Raw genomic sequence first — 20,400 nt, 5'->3', positions numbered from 1 at the left:
AACGGGAGCGGGACGAACACCTTCTGGTTGGCCTCGGCGGCGGCCTCATACCCCCGGCGCCGCTCGCACGCTGATCCCGTTCCGCTCGAACAGCGCCGCCGTCACGCCGTCGCCCGCCACAAGGTCCCCGCTGAATGATCCGTCGTAGACCGTGCCGCGCCCACACGACGGGCTGCGCGGCATCAGCAGCGCCTGGGTGCAGCCACCGGCCAGCGCCGCGGCCAGCGCGCTCCGGGCGCCCGCTACGAACTCGGCCGTCACATCCTGTCCGGTGTCGTCGACGACACGGGCCGTCCCGTCGAGCACGTCGTGCCCGTCGCCGCCGACGAGCTCGGCCGGCCGGCGGGGGGTCGAAAGGCCGCCTGCCGCCTCGGGGCAGAAGGAGACGACCTCGCGGCCCGCCACCGCGTCGTCGAGTTCGGGCGACGCCTTGGCGCGGCCGTCGAACCGGCAGGGCACCCCGCGTAGACACGCGCTGACCAGTACGGAATCCATGGCTTCAGGTTAGTTGCCGCACGGCCCGTCCCCCGATTTGTCTAAGCGCTTGCTTGCTAGGGTCTTGTGCGGAGTGGAACACGTTCTTAGCATCATTGGTGTTACATCAGTTGTGTCATAGCGCTGGGGGCTCAATGGCTGTGCCGGACAAGGGCGTTCACGGACCGCTCGCAGGAGTGCGCGTGGTCGAGCTGGCGGGCATCGGGCCCGGCCCGTTCGCGGCCATGCTCCTCGCGGACCTCGGTGCCGATGTCGTACGCGTCGACCGACCTGGCGGCGGCGGTCTCGCGGTCGATCCCGAGTACGACGTCACCAACCGCAACAAACGCTCGGTGATCATCGATCTCAAGGCGGCGGACGGCGCGGACCGCGTCCTCGACCTCGTCGAACGCGCCGACGTCCTCATCGAGGGCTACCGCCCCGGCGTCGCCGAGCGCCTGGGTGTCGGGCCGGTCACCTGTCACACCCGCAACCCGAAGCTCGTCTACGGACGGATGACGGGGTGGGGCCAGGAGGGCCCGCTCGCCCAGCGTGCCGGGCACGACATCGCGTACATCGCGATCACCGGCACCCTCGGCATGATCGGCGACCCCGACGAACCGCCCACCGTCCCCGCGAACCTCGTCGGTGACTACGCCGGCGGCTCGCTCTATCTCGTCGTCGGCATCCTCGCCGCGCTGCACCACGCGCGCGAGAACGGCACAGGCCAGGTCGTGGACGCCGCGATCGTCGACGGCACCGCCCACCTCACGTCGATGATCCACGGAATGCTGGCGGCCGGTGGCTGGCAGGACCGGCGGGGCGCCAACCTCCTGGACGGCGGCTGCCCCTTCTACGGCAATTACGAGACCGCCGACGGTGGATACATGGCCGTCGGCGCCCTTGAGCAGCAGTTCTACGACGAGTTCATCGAGTTGCTCGGCCTGGCGGACGAGGCGCCGGAGCGCAAGGACATCGCCCGCTGGGGCGAGCTGCGCGAGACGGTCGCCGCCCGCTTCAAGGCGCGAACGCGCGAGGAGTGGACGGCCGTCTTCGAAGGCTCCGACGCGTGCGTCGCGCCCGTGCTCTCCCTGCGCGAAGCCCCCGGCCACCCCCATCTCTCGGCCCGCGGCACCTTCGTCGACCACGGAGGCATCACCCAGCCCGCCCCCGCGCCCCGCTTCTCCGCGACCCCGACGGACATCCGCGGCGGGCCCGCCCAGCCGGGCGCGGACACCGAGGCAGTGGCCCGCGACTGGGGCGTACCGGCCCTGATGGACGCCGCCACGACGGACACCCCCACGAAGGAAGAAAGCTGATGCAGATCTCCGCACCTCTCGCCTACGCGGGCGACCCGCGCCAGGCCGCCGACGATGTCGCGGCCCTGGAGTCCGCGGGTCTGGACGCCGTCTGGGTCGCGGAGGCCTACGGCTTCGACTCACCCACCATCATGGGCTACCTGGCCGCGCGCACCGAGCGTATGAAGATCGGCGCCGGGATCCTCAACGTCTACTCGCGCACCCCTGCCCTCATCGCCCAGACGGCCGCCGGACTCGACGCGATCTCCGGCGGGCGCGCCATCATCGGGCTCGGCGCGTCGGGCCCGCAGGTCGTCGAGGGCTGGCACGGGAAGCCGTACGACAAGCCGCTTGCCCGCACCCGCGAGGCCATCGAGCTGACCCGCCGCATCCTGCGCCGCGAGGTGATCGACCACCACGGCATCACGGACATGCCGCTGCCCCCGGAGAAGGGCGGCAAGCTGGGCAAGCCGCTGAAGATCCTCACCAAGCCGGTCCGCTCCGAAGTGCCCCTCTACGTAGCGTCGCTCGGCCCCGCCAACGTCCGGATGACCGCCGAGATCGCCGACGGCTGGCTGCCCACTCTCTTCATCCCGGAGAAGGCCCACCAGGTGTGGGGCGGTCCGCTCGCCGAGGGCAAGGAGAAGCGTGATCCGGCGCTCGGACCGTTGCAGACGGTCGCGGGAGGACTGCTCGCCATCGGTGACGACGCGGCGGCCGTACGGGATATGGCCCGACCCCAAATCGCCCTCTACGTAGGCGGCATGGGAGCTGTGGGGAAGAACTTCTACAACGACCTCGCGGTCGCGTACGGCTACGAGAAGGAAGCCAAGCGCATCCAGGAGCTGTATCTCTCGGGCAAGAAGAAGGAAGCCGAGGCCGCGGTCCCGGACGAGTTCTGCGAGCTCATGTCGCTGTGCGGGCCCGAGAGCTACGTCCGCGAGCGCGTCGAGGCCTTCCGTGCGGCAGGCGTCACCATGCTCAACGTCATTCCTGTCGGCCCCGAGCCGGCCAAGTTGATCGAAACCGTCAAGGGCTGGCTCTAGGGCTCTAGGAGGCCGTACGTGAAGCGACAGATCTTCTCCGCCGAACACGAGGCGTTCCGCGAGACCGTCCGCACCTTCCTCACGAAGGAGGTGCTGCCCCACTACGAAGAGTGGGAGAAGGACGGGATCGTCAGCCGTGACGCCTGGCTCGCCGCGGGCAAGCAGGGGCTGCTCGGGCTCGCCGTGCCCGAGGAGTACGGAGGCGGCGGGAACGCCGACTTCCGCTACAGCGCGGTCCTCGCCGAGGAGTTCACCCGCGCGGGAGCGGCCGGGCTCGCGCTTGGCCTGCACAACGACATCATCGGCCCGTATCTGACCTCCCTGGCCACCGAGGAGCAGAAGCGGCGCTGGCTGCCCGGCTTCTGTTCCGGCGAGATCATCACGGCCATCGCGATGACCGAACCGGGCGCGGGCTCCGACCTCCAGGGCATCCGCACCACCGCCGTGGACCAGGGCGACCACTGGCTGCTCAACGGCTCCAAGACGTTCATCTCGAACGGCATCCTCGCGGACCTGGTCGTCGTGGTCGCCAAGACCTCCCCGGAGGGCGGCGCGAAGGGCCTGTCCCTCCTGGTCGTCGAGCGCGGCACGGAGGGCTTCGAGCGGGGCCGCAACCTCGACAAGATCGGCCAGAAGTCCCAGGACACCGCCGAGCTGTTCTTCAACGACGTACGCGTACCCAAGGAGAACCTCCTCGGCGAGCTCGACGGCGCCTTCATCCACCTGATGACGAACCTCGCGCAGGAGCGCATGGGCATCGCCGTCGCCGGGATCGCTGCCGCCGAGCACCTCCTGGAGATCACCACGACGTACGTCAAGGAGCGCGAGGCCTTCGGGCGCCCGCTCTCCAAGCTCCAGCACATCCGCTTCGAGATCGCCGAGATGGCGACCGAGTGCGCCGTCACCCGTACGTTCCTCGACCGGTGCATCGTGGATCACTCGAACGGGGAACTCGACGCCGTGCACGCCTCGATGGCCAAGTGGTGGGCCACCGAACTGCAGAAGCGCGTCGCCGACCGGTGCCTCCAACTGCACGGCGGATACGGCTACATGACCGAGTACCGCGTCGCCAAGGCCTTCACCGACGGCCGCATCCAGACGATCTACGGAGGTACGACCGAGATCATGAAGGAGATCATCGGCCGCTCCCTGCTCGCCTGAGCCCGCTCGACCCCTCACCTGCAAAGTTCTTTGCGAAAGGCTGCTGTCTTGACCACCGAAGCGTATGTATACGACGCGATCCGCACCCCGCGCGGACGCGGCAAGGCCAATGGAGCCCTGCACGGCACCAAGCCGATCGACCTCGTCGTCGGCCTGATCCACGAGATCCGGGCGCGGTTCCCCGACCTGGACCCGGCGGCCGTCGACGACATCGTCCTCGGCGTCGTGGGTCCCGTCGGTGACCAGGGCTCCGACATCGCGCGGATCGCCGCGATCGCCGCCGGTCTTCCCGACACCGTCGCGGGCGTCCAGGAGAACCGCTTCTGTGCCTCGGGCCTCGAAGCCGTCAACATGGCCGCGATGAAGGTGCGCTCGGGCTGGGAGGACCTCGTCCTCGCGGGCGGCGTCGAGTCGATGTCGCGCGTCCCGATGGCCTCGGACGGCGGCGCCTGGTTCGCCGACCCGATGACCAACTACGAGACGAACTTCGTGCCGCAGGGCATCGGCGCCGACCTGATCGCCACCATCGAGGGCTACACGCGGCGTGACGTCGACGAGTACGCGGCCCTGTCCCAGGAGCGTGCCGCTGCCGCCTGGAAGGACAACCGCTTCGAGAAGTCCGTCGTACCGGTGAAGGACCGCAGCGGCCTGGTCGTCCTCGACCACGACGAGTACATGCGCCCCGGCACCACCGCGGACTCCCTCGGCAAGCTGAAGCCTTCTTTTAAGGACATCGGCGACCTCGGCGGCTTCGACGCCGTCGCGCTGCAGAAGTACCACTGGGTCGAGAAGATCGACCACGTCCACCACGCGGGCAACTCCTCCGGCATCGTGGACGGCGCCGCGCTCGTCGCCATCGGTACGAAGGAGGTCGGTGAGCGCTACGGCCTCACCCCGCGTGCGCGGATCGTCTCCGCGGCGGTCTCCGGCTCCGAGCCGACCATCATGCTGACCGGGCCCGCCCCTGCCGCGCGCAAAGCGCTCGCCAAGGCGGGTCTGACCATCGACGACATCGACCTCGTCGAGATCAACGAGGCCTTCGCTGCGGTGGTCCTGCGCTTCGTCAAGGACATGGGCCTGTCCCTGGACAAGGTCAACGTCAACGGCGGTGCGATCGCGTTGGGCCATCCCTTGGGCGCGACCGGGGCGATGATTCTGGGCACGCTCGTCGACGAACTCGAGCGCCAGGACAAGCGGTTCGGTCTCGCGACGCTCTGCGTCGGCGGCGGCATGGGTATCGCCACGATCGTGGAGCGGATCTCCGGCTAAGCGCCGCGGGGCTGCCCCTCCTCGCCGACTGACCGCCGGTGGGGGCTGGTCGCGCAGTTCCCCGCGCCCCTGAGATGCGCACTTCGTGCGGCATCTCATCGGGGAAGGCTGCGCGCAGCGCATGCCTTCAGGGGCGCGGGGAACTGCGCGAGCAACCCACCAGGACCCGCAGTCGGCGACGAAGCACAGCCATCCTCCCCAGACCCCGCCCCGCCAAGGGCCCGCATCAGACTTCACGGAGACAGGACCATGACCGAAAGCACCACCATCCGCTGGGAAATGGACGCCACCGGCATCCTCACCCTCGTCCTCGACGACCCCAATCAGTCCGCGAACACCATGAACCAGGCGTTCAAGGACTCCATCGCCGTCATCGCCGACCGCGCGGAGGCCGAGAAGGACTCCATTCGCGGCATCATCTACACCTCCGCCAAGAAGACCTTCTTCGCGGGCGGTGACCTGAAGGACATGATGCAGGCAGGACCCGAGAACGCCCAGGTGGCGTTCGAGACCGGCACCGCCATCAAGGGCTCCCTGCGCCGCATCGAGACCCTGGGCAAGCCGGTCGTCGCCGCCATCAACGGCGCGGCCCTCGGCGGCGGTTACGAGATCGCCCTCGCCAGCCACCACCGCGTCGCGCTCGACGCGCCGGGATCCAAGATCGGCCTGCCCGAGGTCACCCTCGGCCTGCTCCCGGCGGGCGGCGGCGTGACCCGCACCGTGCGCCTGATGGGCATCGCGGACGCACTCCTGAAGGTGCTGCTCCAGGGCACCCAGTACAACCCGAAGCGCGCCCTGGAGAACGGCCTCGTCCACGAAGTGGCCGCCACCCGCGAAGAGATGATCGAGAAGGCCCGCGCCTTCATCGACGCCAACCCCGAGTCGGCCCAGCCCTGGGACAAGCCCGGCTACCGCATCCCCGGCGGCACCCCGGCCAACCCCAAGTTCGCCGCGAACCTGCCCGCCTTCCCGGCCAACCTGAAGAAGCAGACCAACGGCGCGCCCTACCCGGCCCCGCGCAACATCCTCGCGGCCGCCGTCGAGGGCTCGCAGGTCGACTTCGAGACCGCGCTGACCATCGAGGCCCGCTACTTCACCGAGCTGGTCACCGGGCAGACCGCGAAGAACATGATCCAGGCGTTCTTCTTCGACCTCCAGGCCGTCAACTCCGGCGCCAACCGGCCCAAGGGCATCGAGCCGCGCCCGGTCCGCAAGGCGGCCGTCCTGGGCGCCGGGATGATGGGCGCGGGCATCGCCTACTCCTGCGCCCGCGCGGGCATCGAGGTCGTCCTCAAGGACGTGTCCGCAGAGGCCGCCGCCAAGGGCAAGGCCTACTCCGAGACGCTGTGCGCCAAGGCGGTGCAGCGGGGGCGTACGACCCAGGAGAAGGCCGACGCGCTGCTCGCCCTGATCACTCCGACCGCCGACCCGCAGGACCTCGCGGGCTGCGACGCCGTGATCGAGGCCGTCTTCGAGGACACCTCGCTCAAGCACAAGGTGTTCCAGGAGATCCAGGACGTCATCGAGCCGGACGCGCTGCTGTGCTCCAACACCTCGACGCTGCCCATCACCCAGCTCGCCGAGGGCGTCACGCGGCCGGTCGACTTCATCGGCCTGCACTTCTTCTCGCCCGTCGACAAGATGCCGCTCGTCGAGATCATCAAGGGCGACCGGACCGGGGACGAGGCGCTTGCCCGCGCCTTCGACCTCGTACGCCAGATCAACAAGACGCCGATCGTCGTCAACGACTCGCGCGGATTCTTCACCTCGCGCGTGATCGGGCACTTCATCAATGAAGGCGTCGCCATGGTCGGCGAGGGCATCGAGCCCGCGTCCATCGAGCAGGCGGCGGCCCAGGCGGGCTACCCGGCGAAGGTCCTCTCCCTGATGGACGAGCTGACCCTCACCCTGCCGCGCAAGATCCGCAACGAGACGAAGCGTGCCGTTGAGGAGGCCGGTGGCAGCTGGGCCGGGCACCCGTCGGACGCCGTCATCGACCGCATGGTCGACGAGTTCGAGCGCCCCGGCAGGAGCGGGGGAGCGGGCTTCTACGAGTACGTGGACGGCAAGCGCGCCGGGCTCTGGCCGGGCCTGCGCGAGCACTTCACCAAGCCGGGTACGGAGATCCCGTTCCAGGACATGCAGGAGCGGATGCTCTTCTCCGAGTCGCTCGACACCGTGCGCCTGGTGGAGGAAGGCGTCCTGACGTCCGTCGCCGACGCCAACATCGGATCCATCTTCGGCATCGGCTTCCCCGGCTGGACCGGTGGCGTGCTCCAGTACATCAACGGCTACGAAGGCGGGCTCCCCGGTTTCGTAGCACGCGCGCGTGAGCTGGCCGACCGCTACGGGGAGCGGTTCACGCCGCCCGCGCTGCTCGTCGAGAAGGCGGCGAACGGCGAGAAGTTCAGCGACAGCTGAAACCGGCAGCTGACTGACGACTGGCCCCGTTCACCTGCGGTTCCGCCCTTCCGGGGGCGGAACCGGAGGCCTTCCTGCCGCGTCGTATCCTGCCGTAGGCATGATCACGACAAACGGAGGATCACCGCTGTGCGGTTGACAACTGGGGGAACGACGCGAGCAGTCGGCGTCGGAGTGCTGGTCCTTTCGCTGGCCCTGACGGGCTGCGGGGGCAAGAAGAAGAACAGGAAGCACAAGTCGGGTTCGGGCTCGTCGCACAGCCGCACCATCGGCGGCGCTACGGGCGGATCCAGTGGCAAGGGCACCGGCACCGGCACCGGCTCGCTGAGCGGCGCTCAGGACGCCAAGGCGATCCTGCCGCCCACCGACACGATGCCGGCCGCCCTGCGCAACGTCAGCACGGAGCTGCACAGCCGCGCCAAGGCGCCGTCCGTGTGCAAGGACCCCGGCGGCAAGTGCAAGAACGCCGTCGCCAACGGCCAGGTCGGCTACCGCAGCGGCGACAAGGGTGAGGGCGCCGCCTACGACCTGATCGTGTACCGCAACGACCGGGCCGCCCAGCGCGCCTTCACGGCCTGGGACAGCTACGTGCGCAACAACCACCACGAGCTGAAGGTCGTCGAGGGGCCCCAGCAGGGCGCCGACAGCGTCGCCTTCGGGTTCACCCGGCCTGCGGAGAAGAACATCCAGGAGATCGTCATCCTCCAGGGCAAGTTCGTCGGCACGCTGAAGCTCCGGGACAACTCCGGGTCCGCGAACGCCAGGAAGGACCTGAACGTCCTCTCCGAGGTCTTCGCCACACGGCTGCTGCAGGCCACGCAGGACGAGGCGCCGACCGCCACGGCGGCCGACGCCAGGGTGTAGCCAGGAGGTCGGGGAGTGGCTCAGCTTTCCTTGAGCCACTCCCGCAGCTCTTCCTTCAGCGATCGCTGGAACGCGGTCACCAGGGCCTGCACCACCATCGGCTGCATATGGGCCGACAGGGACCGCATCGCCGCCACATGCTCCGGGTCCGACTCCCGTTCCCTGTAGGGGCCCCACACCTCGTCGCGGAAGAGCCGGGACAGCTCGACGGCGGCCGAGCGGGTGTGTTCCATCAGGACCGTGCGCGCCGCCAGGATCGTCTCGTGCGCGATGGGTACGTCGAGCAACTCCACACCGAGGCGCAGCAGCCCCGGATCGACGCGATACGTCCCCGGCGGCTCCGTCGGCGCGACGACCCCCATCGCCGCGAGCCGGTCGAGATCCTCGTCCGCCAGCGCCCGGCCCGCCCTGCGCTCCAGCTCCGCGCGGTCGGTGTCCTCGGCCGAGTCCGGGGCCCAGGAAGCCACCACCGCACGGTGGATGGCGAGGTCGTGGGCGCTCAGATCCGGCGGCAGCTGCTCCAGATACCGCTCGATCGCGGCCAGCGTCATGCCCTGGTGCTGCAGCTCCTCGATGAGCCCGAGCCGGGACAGATGCTCCTGGCCGTAGTGGCCGACCCGGCGCGGGCCGATCACGGGCGGCGGCAGCAGGCCCTTGGTGCCGTAGAAGCGGATCGTACGGACGGTGACGCCCGCGCGCGCGGCCAGTTCGTCGACCGTGAGCGTCGGTTCGTCGGTGTCCGACGTCGTCGTCATCGTCATGGCAGCGCATCGCCTCCCCAGTTGTGCGACCGATGGTTGTCCACCGTCCGGCGGCGCACCGGCGGTTGTGCACCGATCCGGTGCAACAGTATTGCTGTCTCACCACTGTTGTGAAAGCGTCCCGGCCAGTCACTTGCTTCGTCGATGACGCCAGGAGGCGGTCATGACCACGATCCTGCGACTCCCCGGTGACCCCGCCGACATCACGCTCCCCGCCCTGCTGCTCCGCAACGCGGAGGACCACGGCGACCGCCCCGCACTCTCCTGGCGCTCCACCCCCGAAGGGGAGTGGGCCACCCTGACCTGGCATGAAGCACGCCGCAAGGTCGCCGTACTCGCCGCCGGATACGCGGCGCTCGGCGTCCGGCGCGGCGAGCACGTCCTGATGATGATGGGCAACCGACCCGAACACTGGCTGAGCGATCTCGCACTCGTGCACATCGGCGCGGTCCCCGTCACCGTGTACGGCACATCGGCCCCCGATCAGATCGCGCACATCGCCCGGCACAGCCGCGCCCGCTTCGCGATCGTCGAGGGCGCCCGCGAACTGGAGCGCTGGGAGCCCCTCCTGTCGGACGCGACGGCACCCCTGGAGCGTCTGGTGGTCGTCGAGGCGGCCGACGCGGGCCCGCACCGCACGTACGGCTCGCTGCACGCCACCGGAGGCCGTCTCTTCAACCCGGACGCCTTCGAGAAGGCCTGGCGCGAGTCGAGGGCCGACGAGCCGCTGACCGTCGTCTACACCTCGGGCACCACCGGCGACCCCAAGGGTGTCCGCATCACTCACCGCAACGTCGTCCTCAACGGCGTAGCCCTGGACACCGTCGTCGAGCTCCCCGACTTCGTCGAGCACATCAGCTACCTCCCCTTCGCACATGTGGCAGAGCGCATGCTCGGCCTCTACTTGCCGGTGTTCCGCGTCTCGCACGTGCACCTGTGCGCGGATCCGGCCGCCGTCGCCGCGACCGCACGCGAGCTGCACCCCGCGCAGTTCTTCGGGGTTCCGCGTGTGTGGGAGAAGCTGGCCGCGTCCGTACGGGCCGCGCTCGCGGGTCTTCCGCAGGCGCAGCAGGAGTCGATCGAGGCGGCGAACGAGGCGCTGCGTGTGCGCGTGGCGTACGTGGAACGCGGTGCGGAACCGCCGGCCGACGTCGAGACGGCGTACCGCGAGGCCAAGGAGAAGATCCTCGATCCGCTGCTCGCCCTGGCCGGGTTCGACCGCCTGGTGTGGACGGCGAGCGCGGCGGCGTCGATGCCGATGGACATCATGCGCTTCTGGGCCGGCTTCGGCCTCGTGATCATGGACGCGTGGGGTCTGACGGAGACGACCGGCGTCGTCACCATCAACACCCCGGCCGCCTTCCGGCTCGGCTCAGTGGGCAAGCCCTTGGACGGCCTGGAGATCCGTACCGCCGACGACGGCGAGATCCTGGTGCGCGGCGCGACGGTCTTCGACGGCTATCTCCGGCCCGACGGCGGCGTCGAGTCGGCCTGCGACGCGGACGGCTGGTTCGCCACCGGGGACGTCGGGCGGATCGACGAGGACGGCTTCCTCTGGCTCACCGACCGGAAGAAGGAACTGATCGTGACCTCGACGGGCAAGAACGTCTCGCCCGCGCTCGTCGAGAACGTCCTCAAGGAGCACCCCCTCATCGGCCAGGCCCTCGTACACGGTGACGGTCGCTCCTACCTGGTGGCGCTGCTCGTCCTGGACGCCGAGATGGCCCCCGCGTGGGCCGCCGCGCGGGGAATCAGGGGCGACCTGATGGAGAGCGAGGCCGTACGGGAAGAGGTCGCGCGGGCCGTCGAAGTGGCCAACGCGCGCCTCAACCGAACCGAGCAGATCAAGCGGTACCGGCTCCTGGGGGAGGAGTGGGGCCCGGAGACAGGGGAGCTGACACCGTCCCTGAAGCTGCGCCGCAGGGTCATCCGGGAGAAGTACGGGGACGCCATCGAAGGGTTGTACACCGAGTGATTCGCGGGCTGTACACCCGCTGACCAGCGGGTGTACACCCCCTGCCCACCATGTGAGAAGTGCCGCTATGTGACGTGCGCCACCGCATGTCGCGGATCTCTGGGGGAAGGTGTCGCGTCGGTCCACGCACTTCAGGGGTGTCGTGGACCGGAGCACATCCGGACACCGGAGTTTTCCGGGCACCAGAGAGTAGACCCCCCACGTGAGCAACGAAGCCGTAGACACGGCCGCTGCGGACGCATCCCGCACAGATGCGTCCCAGGCCCCCGCGGACGCGGGCGACGCCGGTTACAGCAAGGACCTCAAGGCCCGTCACGTCAACATGATCGCGATCGGTGGCGCGATCGGAACCGGACTCTTTCTCGGTGCGGGCGGCCGCCTGCACTCAGCGGGCCCCGCGCTCGCCGTCGCGTACCTCGTGTGCGGCATCTTCGCCTTCTTCGTCGTACGCGCCCTGGGCGAGATGGTCATCTACCGTCCGTCGTCCGGTTCGTTCGTGTCGTACGCGCGTGAGTTCCTCGGCGAGAAGGGTGCCTACGTCGCCGGCTGGATGTACTTCCTCAACTGGTCGACCACCGGCATCGCCGACATCACGGCGATCGCGCTCTACACGCACTACTGGAGCTTCTTCACCGACGTCCCCCAGTGGGCGCTCGCGCTGATCGCCCTCGCCGTGGTCCTCGCGATCAACCTGATCTCGGTGAAGTACTTCGGCGAGATGGAGTTCTGGTTCGCGATCGTCAAGGTCGCGGCCCTGATCGCCTTCATGCTGATCGGCATCTTCCTGCTCGTCACCCAGCATGACGTCGACGGCCAGACGCCCGGTCTGAGCGTGATCACGGACAACGGCGGCTTCCTGCCGCACGGCATGATGCCGGTCGTGATCGTCATGCAGGGCGTCGTCTTCGCGTACGCATCGCTCGAGCTGGTCGGCGTCGCGGCGGGCGAGACCGCCGATCCGCAGAAGGTCGTCCCGCGCGCGGTGAACTCCATCATGTGGCGCGTGGGCCTCTTCTACGTCGGCTCCGTCATCCTCCTCGCGCTGCTGCTGCCCGGATCGGTGTACTCGGCGGACCAGAGCCCGTTCGTGACGGTCCTGTCCAAGATCGGCGTCCCGGCGGCCGGTGACGTGATGAACCTCGTCGTCCTCACGGCGGCGATGTCGTCGCTGAACTCGGGCCTCTACTCCACCGGGCGCATCCTGCGCTCGATGGCGATGGCGGGTTCGGCGCCGAAGTTCACCGCGAAGATGAACAAGAGCCAGGTCCCCTACGGCGGCATCCTGCTCACCTCCGCGGTGTGTGTGCTCGGCGTCGGCCTGAACTTCCTCATGCCGAGCCAGGCCTTCGAGATCGTCCTGAACGTGGCGTCCCTCGGGATCATCAGCACCTGGGTGATCATCATGATCTGTCACCTGGCGTTCGTCCGCCGCGCCAAGGAAGGCCTGATCAGCAGGCCCAGCTTCCGGCTCCCCGGCAACCCGGTCACGGAGATCGTCACGATCGTCTTCCTGCTCGCCGTGCTCGGCCTGATGTGGAAGGACCCCGAGATCGGCCGCAAGACGCTCTACCTCATCCCGGTCATCGCGGCGGCCCTGGTCGCCGGCTGGTACGCGATCCGGCGCAACGTGGACCGCGAGGCGGCAGGCCTCACGAAGTAGCCGCGCCATTGGCGTGACGCACATCACTCAACTCCCTTGCAGGTGTGCTTGGTTGTGCACGGATGAGCGGGTAGGTCAGCGGTATGCAGCTCATTCCCATGCCGCTAGGGCCGATCAACCCGGATGTCGAGAATCTCGTTGTCGGGGTCGTGCTGTTCGCCCCCCTCTACCTCTTCGTCAGGCGCATGCTTCTCCGCATCAACCGCGTACTCGAAGAGCGCGCCACGCTCCTCGACGGCGTCACCGGCGGACCGGCGGCGGAACTGCGGCGGGAGGCCGAGCGGATACGCGCGGAGCGTGCGGCGATGCTCGCCGAAGCCCGGCGCGAGGCCGCGCATGTGCGTCAGCGGGCCCGCGAGGAAGGTGCCGTCCTGATCGCCGCCGCCCGCGAGGACGGCCTGCGCGAACGCGACGAGGCGCTGGCAGCGGGACAGGCCCGGGTCGAGGCCGAGCGTGCGTCGGCGGAGACCGAACTGCGCGGCCAGGTCTCCGAGCTCGCGTCCGACCTCGCGAGCAGGATCGTGGGCGAGCCGCTCGCGGCGGCGACGGGATCCGGCCGCTAGGGCCTTTCTGGGACGCTTTGGCGGATCGCCGGTCTGGCGCTCCGATCGGTGTCGCGGCAGGCTCGCACCATGGAACGCATGGTGCGGGTCAAGGGCGGCGAGATCTGGACGGACGACTCGGGTGAGTTCGGAGGCGACGGCCTGCCGCTCGTCCTGCTGCACCCAGGGGTCGCGGACTCCCGGGTCTGGGACGGGATCCTGCCGCGCCTCGCCCAGGGGCGCAGGGTCATCCGCTACGACGCCCGGGGGTACGGCAGGTCGCCTGCCCCGACCGCGTCGTTCTCGCTCGTCGACGACCTGAGCGCGGTCCTCGACCACTTCGGCATCGCGCGGGCGGTCCTCGCGGGATCGAGCATGGGCGGCACCACGGCCATCGGCCTCGCACTCGGCGACCCCGCCAGGGTCGCGGGGCTCGCCCTGCTGGTCCCCGGCATCACCGGCAACCCCGACTTCCTCATGGCGGAGTTCACGGCCGAGGTGGGCAGGCTCGCGCAGGCGGGCGACATGGACGGCATCGTGGCCCTGGTGAAGCGGACGTCCGCCGCCGCGGGAGCCGGGGGCGACGACCTGGAGGCGGAGGCGCTCGTCAGGGCGGTGATCCCGGCCTGGTTCGCCGTCCATCCCCACCAGGTCCCGGACCCGCCCGCCTTCGACCGGCTCGGCGAACTCGACGTGCCGTGCGTCCTCGCGCTGGGTGAGCGGGACGACCCCGAGGTGGTCCGCTGCAACGAGGAGATGGCGGCTCGCATCCCGGGCTGCCGACTCGTACGGCTGCGAGGCAGCGATCACTTCCCGACCTTGCGGGACCCGGACGCGGTCGTGGACATCATCCGGGAGGCGTACGCGGCCGCGCGATAGGTGTGGCGGCGGGGGACCCGTCGGCGGCCGGCTCCGAAGCGTCGTGCTCTGCGAACGGCTCGGCTCGGTCCGGTGTCACCCGCCCCCCCCACGGATCACCATGACCACAGCGGTCGCATACTGGAACACGTACAAACCGGTCACCGACCGGCGGGCCCGCCGACCGCAGGGAGCCGCGTGATGCCGAACCACCGCCCGGCTCCCGAGCCGCCCCCGCCCGGCGGGATCCTGTGGGACATCGCGGGTGACGTCAGGGCGTTGCTCGCGCTGCCCGCCGCGCTCACGATGCAGGTCGCGCACCCCGCGGTGGGCGCGGGCGTCGACACCTACTCCGTCTTCCGTACCGACCCCTGGGGGCGCGGCGAGCGGTCGCTGCGGTCGCTGCAGACCTGGGTGTACGGCGGGCAGAGCGCGGCCGACGAGGGGCGCAGGCTGCGCGCCCTGCACAGGGACATCCGGGGCACGGACGCACACGGCCGCGACTACCACGCGCTGACGCCCGCCTACTACGCGTGGGTCCACGCCACGGGGTTCCCCGTCTACCACCACGCCCAGAAATACCTGGGCCGCCCCTTCACCGAGGCACAGCAGCGGCAGCTGTACGCGGAGTGGCTCCAGGTCGGCCGGATCCTCGGCATCCACGACCGGGACATGCCGCAGACCCTTGAGGAGTTCTGGCCGTACTTCGACAAGATGCTGGCCGACGAGATCGAGCTGACGGCGGTGGCCCAGGAGCTGGTGGCCGTCGACCAACCGGTCCCGCCCCCGGACCGGGGCCCGCGTGCACTGCGTCTTGTGCTGCGCACCCTGTGGCCCGTCCTGCGCCCACCCCTGGCCCACTTCCGTCGCTTCATCACGATCGGCCTGATGCCTCCTGACGCGCGGTCGGCCATCGGGCTCCCCTGGACGCCCGTCCAGGAGCGCCGCCTGCGCCGCTTCGGCCGCGTGGTGCGCACAGTGGTCCCGCTGCTCCCGGAGCGCCTGCGCTATCTGCCGATGGCCCGCAGGGCTCGGGCGCGCCGCACCCGATTACCCCAGGGCAATCGGGTGCGGCGCGCGGGAAGAATTCGCCGCGAAGCGGCGGCTCTGTATCAGTGACCGTGCACACCGTTCGTCGCAGCGATCGACTTCCACGACTTCGGCTTGGCGGCCGACCCCGCAGAGGACCGAGCGATCCCCGCGCTCTTCGCGGCGGGCGCTTCGGGGCGCGACGGCTGGTACAGCCACGCGTCGAACAGCGAAGCCAGCGGCTTACCGGACACCTTCTCCGCGTACTTGACGAAGTCACCCACCTTCGCGTTCCCGTACGCGTGCTCCTGCGGCCACCCCTTCAGAATCGCCGAGAAGGACTCCTCGCCGACCTCGTTGCGCAGCGCCTGAAGTGCCAGCGCCCCGCGGTCGTACACGGCGATGTCGAACTGGTTGTCCGGACCCGGATCACCCGGCTTGACCTTCCAGAACGGGTCGTCGGCGGGGTGCTGGGCGTACACATAGTCCGCGAGCTCCTGCGCCGTCCCCTCACCCTCCTTCTCCGACCACAGCCACTGGCTGTACCGCGCGAAGCCCTCGTTGACCCAGATGTCCTTCCAGCCGTCCACCGACACGCTGTCGCCGTACCACTGGTGGGCCAGCTCATGGACCACGACGGACACGTTCGCCCCGTTGGCGAACTGCTTCGGGCTGTAGAACGGCCGCGTCTGCGTCTCCAGGGCGAAGCCGCTCGTCACGTTCGGGACGTACCCGCCAAGGGCGTTGAAGGGGTACTTGCCGAAGACCGTCTCCAGCCACTCCGCGACCTCGGTGGACCGCTCGATGCTCGCCCGCGCGGCGCCCGCGTTGTCGCCGAGGTCCTTGCTGTAGGCGTTCAGGACGGGCAGACCGTCCGCGGTCTTGTCCGTGGTGATGTCGAACTTGCCGACGGCGAGGGTCGTCAGATAGCTGGCCTGCGGCTTGTTCGAGCGCCAGTTGAAGCGCGTCCAGCCGAGCTTCGAACTCTGCGACTGCAGTACGCCGTTGGAGATGGCCTGCGATCCGTCCGGCACGGAGACCGAGACGTCGTACGTCGCCTTGTCGAGCGGGTGGTCGTTGGACGGGTACCACCACGCGGCCGAGTCCGGCTCCTGGGCCGCCACGGCACCGTCCGGCGTACGGGCCCACGCCGTATAGCCGTTGATCTTCACCTCGGACGGCTTGCCCGCGTACCGCACGACGACGGTGATCGGCGTGCCCTTGGGCAGTCCTGCCGCCGGGGTGATCTCCAGCTCCTGCTCGCCCGACTTCTTGAAGGCCGCCTTCTTGCCGTTGACGCGCACCTCGCTGACCTTCAGGCCGAGGTCGAGGTTGAAGCGGGAGAGGTCCTGCGTCGTGGTGGCGTTGATGGTCGCCGTGCCTTCGAGCAGGTCGGTGGCCGGCTGGTACTTCAGCCGCAGGTCGTAGTGCGAGACGTCGTAGCCGCCGTTGCCGCTCGCCGGGTAGTAGGGATCGCCGATACCCGGAGCCCCGGGCGTGAAGTCGGCGGCCGATGCCGGGATCGCCAGCAGCATAGAGGCCGCGAGCGCGCCGGGGGCGATGAGTCTGCGGTGCACAGGAACTCCAAGTCGTACGAGTCGTAGGGGCACTTCGGTAGATGGGTCCGACCTTATTGAGCCCTTCCGCCACGCGTCATGTCCATGGTCGTTCCTGTCACACGATCGCCATTCGGCCGACATGTGCCAAAACGCCCCATGAGCCTGACATCGACGCGTACTGCCCTCTGTCGCGCAGGAGTTGACCGGTGTACCTTCCGCGCCATGCCGATACGTGCGCGTCGTATGCGCCTCATCTGGAGATCACTGGTGACGGCGGCCCTGGCCGCCCTGCTTGCCACACTCGTGGCCCCGGGTGCCGCACAAGGGGCACCGGCCGCCCCGCGTGAGAGCGAGCCCGTCTACTCGTACGAGAGCGCCATACGCGAATCCGTCTGGGTCGATACGAAGGTGGACGGTGACGACGACGGGAAGACCGACCGCGTCGCCGTCGACATCGTCCGGCCCCGCGAACCGGCCCAACAGGGCCGGAAGATACCCGTGATCATGGATGCGAGCCCGTACTACTCCTGCTGCGGGCGGGGCAACGAGAGCCAGAAGAAGACGTACGACGCGGACGGCAACCCCGTCCAGTTCCCGCTCTACTACGACAACTACTTCGTGCCCCGCGGCTATGGATTCGTCGCCGTCGACCTCGCGGGAACGAACCGCTCCGACGGCTGCGTGGACGTCGGTGGCCGCTCCGACATCCAGTCCGCCAAGGCCGTCGTCGACTGGCTGAACGGCAGGGCCCGCGGCTACACCACCCGCACCGGGGGCAAGGGCGCCAAGGCGTTCTGGACCACCGGCGCCACCGGAATGATCGGCAAGAGCTACGACGGCACCATCGCGCAGGGCGTGGCCGCCACTGGAGTGCGAGGTCTCAAGACCATCGTCCCGATCGGTGCGATCTCCTCCTGGTACGACTACTACTTCGCCAAGGGCGCCCCCCTCTACGACAGCGGCCCCGAGTGGCTGTCGGACTACGTGGAGAGCCCGGAGGCACGTGGCCGCTGCGCCGCCGTACAGAAGCGACTTGTCGACGAAGCGCCCCGGAACGGCGACTGGACCCGGCTGTGGAGCGAGCGGGACTACACCCCGGACGCGGACAAGGTGAAGGCCAGCGTCTTCGCCGTACACGGGATGCAGGACCTGAACGTCCGCACGAAGCACTTCGGCCAGTGGTGGGACGCGCTGGCGAAGGAAGGCGTCGACCGCAAGGTGTGGCTCAGCCAGACCGGGCACGTCGATCCGTTCGACTTCCGCCGAGGCGACTGGGTACGCACCCTGCACCGCTGGTTCGACCACGAGCTCCTCGGCTACGACAACGGCATCGACCGCGAGCCGATGGCCGACATCGAGCGCGCCCCCGACCAGTGGTCCACCGACCGCGTCTGGCCCCCGCGCGCCACGGACACGGTGAAACTCCGCCCCGGCAAGGGCACTTCACCCGGTGTCGGCACTCTCAGCACGCGCCCCGGCACCGGCAGCGAGACCTTCACCGACGACCCGAAGCTGAGCGAGACCGACTGGGCCGCGCAGATCGACACGTCGACCCCGTCGAAGGCCGGGTTCATCAGCCGTCCACTCGGCCGTGACCTGCGCCTCTCCGGCTCCTCCGAGGTGACGGTCACCGCGACCCCGACCACGAGCACCGCCCATCTCTCCGCGGTCCTCGTCGACCTCGGCCCCGCCACCATCCGCGACTACGCCGGGGCGGGCGAGGGCATCAGCACGCTCGCCGATCGCACCTGCTGGGGCGCGAGTACCGGCGGTGACAGCTCCTGCTTCAAGGAGACGAAGGCGAAGACCGCCGACGTCGACTACACGGTCTTCAGCCGCGGCTGGGCCGACCTCGGCAACTGGGCCGACGACCACCAGGGCCGCCCTCTCACGCCGGGCAAGCCGCACACCATCAGCATCGACCTCGCCGCGAGCGACCACGTCGTACCGAAGGGGCATCGCCTCGCGCTGATCGTCGCGGGCACCGACAAGGACCTCATCGATCCTCCGTCCACCACCCCGACGCTCGCCATCGACCTCTCCCGTACATCCGCCGAGGTCCCGCTGGTCGGCGGTGCCGACGCGTTCCGCACCTCCGCAGCCGTCACCCCCCGCGAATCCCGTCTCGACGGCGTGGCCCCGCCGCGTCCGTTCCGCCCCGTCCCGGGAGGCAGCACTTCATGAGACCCCGCACCGGCATCACACCCCGCGTCCGCACCCTGACGCTCGCCTGCGCCACCGCCGCGCTCGCCGCACCGCTCCTGACCGTCCCCGCCCAGGCGACGCCGACCCCGCCGCGTACCGGATTCGAGGAGACCGACGGGGCCCGCTGGACCAGCCAGCCCGAGGAGCAGCAGCTCCTCGCGGCCGTCGACAAGGCGACCGACCGCGTCTCGGTCGCCCGCATCGGCACCACCAAGCAGGACCGGCCGCTCCAGCTGGTCCGCATCGGTGAACGCCCCACGAAGAACACCGTGTTGCTGATCTGCAGCCAGCACGGCGACGAGCCGTCGGGCCGCGACGCATGTCTGTCGACGATCCGCGATCTGGCGTACGCGAAGGACAAGAAGACCCGGAAGTTCCTCTCGAGCACCACACTGCTCGTCGTCCCCACCGCCAACCCGGACGGCCGCGCCGCCGACACCCGCGGCAACTCCGACGGTGTTGACATCAACCGCGACCACCTCTCCCTGAAGACCGCGGAGGCCCGCGCCATGGCCGCCGTCATCCGCGACCGGCAGCCCGATTCCATCTACGACCTGCACGAGTACGGAGCGACCCCGAAGTACTACGACAAGGACCTGTTCGACCTGTGGCCGCGCAACCTCAACACCGACGAGGCGGTGCACGAGGAGGCGCAGACCCTGTCCGAGGCGTATGTCAGGCCGGCCGCCAACACGTCCGGATACACGACGGGGACGTACGGAATCTGGACCGACCCCGTGACCGGTGACCCGATCAAGCAGACGGCGGGCGACGGCCAGGAGCGCATCCTGCGCAACATGTCGGGCATCAAGCACGCGGCAGGGCTGCTCATCGAGAGCCGCGTCGATCCGCTCACGGATGCCGAGAAGAAGGACGAGGCGCTGAACAACCGGCGCCGCGTGAAGTCCCAGACCGCCGCCCTGGGCGGCCTGTTCGCCTTCGCCGACGAGCGGCGCGGTCAGCTGGAAGCGGCCACCGGGGCCGCCCGCGTCGAAGGCTTGCGTGACCGCGGGCCCGTCTACATCGGCGGCGCGGACAACGACCCCGCCGAACAGTCCGAGGTGATCCAGGACCCGCCCTGTGGCTACCGGCTCGACGCCACCCAGTACGGCGACATCAAGGACGAACTCGCCCTGCACGGAGTCAAGGCCGAGCGGGACGGCAAGGGCGCCTACGTACCACTGCGGCAGTCCGCACGAGCCCTCGTGCCGTTGCTTCTCGACGAGCGCGCTCCCTATCACCTCGTCACAGGTCGCCCCGACACCCGCTGTTGAGTAG

The 20,400-nt window shown here is 69.5% G+C and carries 16 protein-coding genes; 13 read left to right on the top strand and 3 right to left on the bottom strand.

Translation table 11 applies throughout. From position 1 onward, the window contains the following. Positions 1–45 precede the first annotated feature (45 nt). Complete coding sequence (locus tag ACGFSB_RS04870; protein ID WP_393394135.1) at positions 46–495, bottom strand: DUF523 domain-containing protein; 450 nt, start codon at positions 493–495, stop codon at positions 46–48. A gap of 134 nt (positions 496–629) precedes the next feature. Here ACGFSB_RS04870 and ACGFSB_RS04865 point away from each other — a divergent pair, with 134 nt between their 5' ends. The 6 genes from ACGFSB_RS04865 to ACGFSB_RS04840 all read left to right on the top strand — a co-directional run bounded on the left by ACGFSB_RS04865 (position 630) and on the right by ACGFSB_RS04840 (position 8,533). Beyond that, a complete protein-coding gene (locus ACGFSB_RS04865; protein ID WP_393394132.1) occupies positions 630–1,793 on the top strand; it encodes a CaiB/BaiF CoA transferase family protein in 1,164 nt (387 codons plus the stop codon). After that, entirely contained in the window at positions 1,793–2,818 is a 1,026-nt protein-coding gene (locus tag ACGFSB_RS04860) for an LLM class F420-dependent oxidoreductase (RefSeq protein ID WP_393394129.1), read from the top strand. Before ACGFSB_RS04865 ends, ACGFSB_RS04860 begins: the two co-directional genes overlap by 1 nt. A gap of 18 nt (positions 2,819–2,836) precedes the next feature. After that, positions 2,837–3,979 carry an acyl-CoA dehydrogenase family protein gene (locus ACGFSB_RS04855; protein ID WP_393394126.1) on the top strand — a complete coding sequence of 381 codons (1,143 nt, stop codon included), beginning with the start codon at positions 2,837–2,839 and terminating at the stop codon, positions 3,977–3,979. A 48-nt stretch (positions 3,980–4,027) separates the two neighbouring features. Beyond that, positions 4,028–5,248 (top strand): acetyl-CoA C-acetyltransferase, encoded by a 1,221-nt coding sequence (locus ACGFSB_RS04850; RefSeq protein ID WP_393394123.1) that lies wholly within the window; start codon positions 4,028–4,030, stop codon positions 5,246–5,248. A gap of 249 nt (positions 5,249–5,497) precedes the next feature. Next, a complete protein-coding gene (locus ACGFSB_RS04845; RefSeq protein WP_393394120.1) occupies positions 5,498–7,669 on the top strand; it encodes a 3-hydroxyacyl-CoA dehydrogenase NAD-binding domain-containing protein in 2,172 nt (723 codons plus the stop codon). Positions 7,670–7,798: 129 nt separating this feature from the next. Next, positions 7,799–8,533 carry a hypothetical protein gene (locus tag ACGFSB_RS04840; RefSeq protein WP_393394117.1) on the top strand — a complete coding sequence of 245 codons (735 nt, stop codon included), beginning with the start codon at positions 7,799–7,801 and terminating at the stop codon, positions 8,531–8,533. A 20-nt stretch (positions 8,534–8,553) separates the two neighbouring features. On the opposite strand, the gene ACGFSB_RS04835 is transcribed toward ACGFSB_RS04840, so the two are convergent. Beyond that, a complete protein-coding gene (locus tag ACGFSB_RS04835; RefSeq protein ID WP_393395742.1) occupies positions 8,554–9,288 on the bottom strand; it encodes a MerR family transcriptional regulator in 735 nt (244 codons plus the stop codon). Positions 9,289–9,457: 169 nt separating this feature from the next. Between ACGFSB_RS04835 and ACGFSB_RS04830 the strand changes: the two genes are divergently transcribed. The 5 genes from ACGFSB_RS04830 to ACGFSB_RS04810 all read left to right on the top strand — a co-directional run bounded on the left by ACGFSB_RS04830 (position 9,458) and on the right by ACGFSB_RS04810 (position 15,448). After that, positions 9,458–11,269: an AMP-dependent synthetase/ligase gene (locus ACGFSB_RS04830; protein WP_393394115.1), complete on the top strand. Its 1,812-nt coding sequence runs from the start codon at positions 9,458–9,460 to the stop codon at positions 11,267–11,269. A gap of 202 nt (positions 11,270–11,471) precedes the next feature. Continuing rightward, the gene (locus tag ACGFSB_RS04825) at positions 11,472–12,929 is read left to right on the top strand and encodes an amino acid permease (RefSeq protein ID WP_393394112.1); all 1,458 of its coding nucleotides are present in this window, start codon (positions 11,472–11,474) and stop codon (positions 12,927–12,929) included. 83 nt (positions 12,930–13,012) lie between these two features. Beyond that, a complete protein-coding gene (locus tag ACGFSB_RS04820; protein WP_393394109.1) occupies positions 13,013–13,492 on the top strand; it encodes a hypothetical protein in 480 nt (159 codons plus the stop codon). Positions 13,493–13,561: 69 nt separating this feature from the next. Beyond that, complete coding sequence (locus ACGFSB_RS04815; protein ID WP_393394106.1) at positions 13,562–14,350, top strand: alpha/beta fold hydrolase; 789 nt, start codon at positions 13,562–13,564, stop codon at positions 14,348–14,350. Positions 14,351–14,530: 180 nt separating this feature from the next. Further along, positions 14,531–15,448: an oxygenase MpaB family protein gene (locus tag ACGFSB_RS04810; protein WP_393394103.1), complete on the top strand. Its 918-nt coding sequence runs from the start codon at positions 14,531–14,533 to the stop codon at positions 15,446–15,448. Here the strand turns inward: ACGFSB_RS04810 and ACGFSB_RS04805 are convergent. Further along, the gene (locus ACGFSB_RS04805) at positions 15,442–16,935 is read right to left on the bottom strand and encodes a M1 family metallopeptidase (protein ID WP_393394100.1); all 1,494 of its coding nucleotides are present in this window, start codon (positions 16,933–16,935) and stop codon (positions 15,442–15,444) included. The genes ACGFSB_RS04810 and ACGFSB_RS04805 overlap by 7 nt on opposite strands. 204 nt (positions 16,936–17,139) lie before the next feature. Here ACGFSB_RS04805 and ACGFSB_RS04800 point away from each other — a divergent pair, with 204 nt between their 5' ends. Both ACGFSB_RS04800 and ACGFSB_RS04795 read left to right on the top strand, forming a co-directional pair. Next, positions 17,140–19,101 (top strand): Xaa-Pro dipeptidyl-peptidase, encoded by a 1,962-nt coding sequence (locus tag ACGFSB_RS04800; RefSeq protein ID WP_393394098.1) that lies wholly within the window; start codon positions 17,140–17,142, stop codon positions 19,099–19,101. Then, positions 19,098–20,396 (top strand): M14 family metallocarboxypeptidase, encoded by a 1,299-nt coding sequence (locus ACGFSB_RS04795; protein WP_393394096.1) that lies wholly within the window; start codon positions 19,098–19,100, stop codon positions 20,394–20,396. Before ACGFSB_RS04800 ends, ACGFSB_RS04795 begins: the two co-directional genes overlap by 4 nt. The last annotated feature ends 4 nt before the right edge of the window (positions 20,397–20,400 follow it).

The organism is Streptomyces sp. NPDC048441, assembly GCF_043200235.1.
Classification (GTDB): domain Bacteria; phylum Actinomycetota; class Actinomycetes; order Streptomycetales; family Streptomycetaceae; genus Streptomyces.
Note: the sequence above shows the minus strand (reverse complement) of the source record. Positions and strands in the feature narration are given on the sequence as shown.

Bases quoted from the DNA above. Each gene is read 5' to 3' on its own strand.
- ACGFSB_RS04870 (WP_393394135.1), bottom strand. From the start codon at position 495: ATGGATTCCGTACTGGTCAGCGCGTGTCTACGCGGGGTGCCCTGCCGG.
- ACGFSB_RS04865 (WP_393394132.1), top strand. From the start codon at position 630: ATGGCTGTGCCGGACAAGGGCGTTCACGGACCGCTCGCAGGAGTGCGC.
- ACGFSB_RS04860 (WP_393394129.1), top strand. From the start codon at position 1,793: ATGCAGATCTCCGCACCTCTCGCCTACGCGGGCGACCCGCGCCAGGCC.
- ACGFSB_RS04845 (WP_393394120.1), top strand. From the start codon at position 5,498: ATGACCGAAAGCACCACCATCCGCTGGGAAATGGACGCCACCGGCATC.
- ACGFSB_RS04835 (WP_393395742.1), bottom strand. From the start codon at position 9,288: ATGACGACGACGTCGGACACCGACGAACCGACGCTCACGGTCGACGAA.
- ACGFSB_RS04830 (WP_393394115.1), top strand. From the start codon at position 9,458: ATGACCACGATCCTGCGACTCCCCGGTGACCCCGCCGACATCACGCTC.
- ACGFSB_RS04820 (WP_393394109.1), top strand. From the start codon at position 13,013: ATGCAGCTCATTCCCATGCCGCTAGGGCCGATCAACCCGGATGTCGAG.
- ACGFSB_RS04815 (WP_393394106.1), top strand. From the start codon at position 13,562: ATGGAACGCATGGTGCGGGTCAAGGGCGGCGAGATCTGGACGGACGAC.
- ACGFSB_RS04810 (WP_393394103.1), top strand. From the start codon at position 14,531: ATGCCGAACCACCGCCCGGCTCCCGAGCCGCCCCCGCCCGGCGGGATC.
- ACGFSB_RS04800 (WP_393394098.1), top strand. From the start codon at position 17,140: ATGCCGATACGTGCGCGTCGTATGCGCCTCATCTGGAGATCACTGGTG.
- ACGFSB_RS04795 (WP_393394096.1), top strand. From the start codon at position 19,098: ATGAGACCCCGCACCGGCATCACACCCCGCGTCCGCACCCTGACGCTC.